The organism is Thiomonas sp. TH-17 (genome assembly GCF_057473305.1).
In genome coordinates this window covers 1-2,626 of the sequence record NZ_JBYCKI010000204.1, presented here as the reverse complement: position 1 = coordinate 2,626, position 2,626 = coordinate 1, and the positions used below count along the sequence as shown (strand labels likewise).

Sequence of the window (2,626 nt, the reverse complement as noted above, 5' to 3'; positions counted from 1 at the left end):
GCGGATGTGGTGGGATCGATCAACGGTCAGGCCGGAACCGGGGCAGGGCAGCAACTCACCGTCACCGGGCCGGGCGCGGCTTTGGGCCTGCAGGTCAACATCAGCGGGCAGGCCACGGGCAGCCTGGGCTCGGTCACGGTCAGCCAGGGCATTTATCAGCAGATGAATGCCATTTTGACCCAGGCGCTCAATACCCAAAGCGGGTTTGTCTCGGCCGCGACCAGCGGGCTGAACAACACCATCAAGGGCATCAATCAGCAGATCACCCAGTTGCAGAACAGCGCGGCATCGCAGACCGCATTGCTGCAGCAGCAGTTCAACGCCATGCAGACGCAGGTCGCGCAGTTGCAGTCGGTGGGGCAATACCTCACCGCGTTCTTCAATCCCTCGAACAGCAGTTCGAGCTCCAGTTCCAGTTCGAACGGCGGCTGATCGTCGCCCCATCAGGAGAGTTTCATGAGTGCAGCCGCTTTTGCCATGCGCGCCTATCGCCAGGTAGAAAATCAGGGCATCTCTGGAGACAAGCTCTACGCCCTCGGGCTGGACGGCATTCTCGAATACCTGCGGCGGGCAGAGGCCGCGCTGCGCAACCCGGACGGCAAGGATTTGCCGCTCAAGGGGCAATCGCTCGGGCGCGCTTACCAACTGGTTGAGCACCTTCTAGCCGTGCTGCCCGATGGTACGCAAGAGGGTACGCAGCTTGCCGAACAGCCGGTGGGCGAACGCCTGGAGCGCATCTATACCTACCTGCTGGCCCGTCTGGCGCAGGCCAATATCTTCGACGACTTGCAGGCCATCGAAGACTGCCGTACCGTGGTCACGGCGCTGCGCGACTCCTGGCATCAGGGCATGGAGCAGGCCGCGGCCTGAGCCGCCTTCCGTGGCGACACGGATTGGCCCGCCTTTTGCTGCAATGGGACAATGCACGGCAAGGAGAACGTCATGTCCCAGTCCAACGAATCTGCAGATTTTCCTGATTCCCGTTTTTTCGCCAGCCACCCCGACGCGCTGCACGGCGCTGTTGCGGCGGTGCAGCTCGATGGCGTGTTTCCGCTGGATTGGTCGGACGATCTGAACCCGCCGCAGGCCCGCGCCGAACTCATGGCGGACAACAACACCCTGCTGCGCGCCCTGCTCATGCTCGACGAGCCCACCGTATCGCACGACAGCGAACATGGCCGCGCCGACGCCATCCAGAATCTGGAGCGGCGCGTTGATCTTTTGCTGCTGATGGCCAGCGCGGCGCTGCGCGGTCTGGGCAATCTGCCACCGGAGCGGCCCTGTGCGCTGTCATCGCGCAAACTGCGCTGGGCCAGCGAGCAGTCGCTCGAACTGGGGCGGCGTCTGTGGGCGCGTATCTACCTGCGGCATCGCATCGCCTTGCCGCTGGTGCTTTCCGGCCTGATTACCGAACAACGACCCGATCGCGGCCAGTTCTGGCACACCCTCGAGCTCGATCCGCTCGACCAGCAGGTGCAGAACGACCTCGACCGGCTGATTTTCCGTCACCATCGCCGCCAGGTGGCGCGGCAGCGCCAGGGCGCTTGAGCCGCCTTGCTGGCGTAGAGACTTCGAACGAGTTGAGTCATGGCCCGTAAAAAAGCCCACGAAGAACACGAAAACCATGAGCGGTGGCTGGTGTCGTATGCCGACTTCATCACCCTGCTGTTTGCGTTTTTCGTGGTGATGTATTCCATCTCCTCGCTCAACGAAGGCAAGTACAAGGTCTTGTCGCAGACCATGATCGCCGCCTTCACCGGCCAGCCGACCACGCCCAACCCGGTGCAGGTGGGGCAGCCGTTCAACAGCATGCCCTCGGCCATCGATCTGCCGCCTATTCCCAAACAGCAAAAACCCGAGATCATTCAGCCGGGTCGAGGGGGGCCGGGGGCCAAGGAAGTGGAAAAAACGCTGGAAGGTGTGGCCGAGAAGATTCAAGCGCTGCTGGCCAGCGCCATTCGCAAGGGCGATGTGCGGGTGCGCATGACCCCGCTGGGCGTGGTGATCGACATCCACGACACCGTGCTGTTCGCCTCGGGTCAGGCGGCGCTCACGCCGCAGGCGCAGGATCTGCTCAACCAGATCGCCGGGGTGCTGCAGGGGGTGGCCTACCCGATTCAGGTCAACGGCTTTACCGATGACCGGCCGATCAACACCCCGCAGTTCGGCTCCAACTGGGCGCTGTCGTCGGCGCGAGCGGTGTCGGTGGTGGAAATGTTCATCGCGCAGGGGGTGAAGCCCGAACAGCTTGTCGCTGCGGGGTATGGTCAATATCATCCGGTCGAATCCAACGACACCGCCAAAGGCCGCGCGGCCAACCGTCGCGTGAGCGTGGTGATCGTGTCTCCCCTCAGCAATACGACCGTGACCGATACGCCCCTGAACCCTGCCGAAGCGCCTGCCGCGCCGCCCGATGTTGCGCCGCCCGTCACGTCGCCCAGCCCTGGAACGCACACTTGAACGACGATCTCCAACCCCTGAAAAACCGTCTGCGCTGGCTCAATCGCAGCATTCTCGTACTCGGCGTTCTCATCCTTCTGGGCCTCATCGTCTGGGCGGTGGACGGCCTGCGCAAACCCGCGCCAGGCACCGAGAGCACGGTCATTCATCCCGCGTCCAGCGCTTC

General features: G+C 63.4%; 4 protein-coding genes. All 4 read left to right on the top strand.

Features of this window, described 5'->3' with window-relative positions; genetic code table 11:
• On the top strand, window positions 1-432 hold a 432-nt coding region (fliD, locus tag AC2VLV_RS12245), incomplete at its 5' end, for a flagellar filament capping protein FliD (RefSeq protein WP_486990254.1).
• Between the two features lie 24 nt (window positions 433-456).
• Window positions 457-870, top strand: coding sequence for a flagellar export chaperone FliS (gene fliS, locus AC2VLV_RS12240; protein WP_486990253.1), 414 nt, complete (start codon window positions 457-459; stop codon window positions 868-870).
• 72 nt (window positions 871-942) lie between these two features.
• On the top strand, window positions 943-1,548 hold the full coding sequence (locus AC2VLV_RS12235; RefSeq protein ID WP_486990252.1) for a PilZ domain-containing protein: 606 nt from the start codon (window positions 943-945) through the stop codon (window positions 1,546-1,548).
• A gap of 39 nt (window positions 1,549-1,587) precedes the next feature.
• Window positions 1,588-2,460: a flagellar motor protein MotD gene (gene motD / locus AC2VLV_RS12230; RefSeq protein ID WP_486990251.1), complete on the top strand. Its 873-nt coding sequence runs from the start codon at window positions 1,588-1,590 to the stop codon at window positions 2,458-2,460.
• The last annotated feature ends 166 nt before the right edge of the window (window positions 2,461-2,626 follow it).